Annotated in this window: 1 pseudogene; it reads left to right on the top strand. The window is 47.3% G+C overall.

Annotation, left to right across the window (positions count from 1 at the left end):
- Positions 1-226, top strand: a pseudogene (locus tag J4P91_RS29905) (hypothetical protein); the annotation flags it as partial.

The raw sequence follows: 226 nt of genomic DNA, 5'->3' as shown, positions 1-226 counted from the left end.
AGCAGACCGAAGCTAGAAAGCAAGAGGAAGCCGAAAAGCAGACCGAAGCTAGAAAGCAAGAGGAAGCCGAAAAGCAGGTCGAAGCTAGAAAGCAAGAAGAAGCTAGAAAGCAAGAGGAAGCTAGAAAGCAAGAGGAAGCTAGAAAGCAGGTCGAAGCTAGAAAGCAAGAGGAAGCCGAAAAGCAGGTCGAAGCTAGAAAGCAAGAAGAAGCTAGAAAGCAGGAAGA

Origin of the sequence: Bacillus sp. XF8, assembly GCF_017498755.1 — a bacterium.
Lineage (GTDB): Bacteria > Bacillota > Bacilli > Bacillales > Bacillaceae_G > Bacillus_A > Bacillus_A bingmayongensis.
This window is presented reverse-complemented; position numbering and strand designations above follow the sequence as displayed.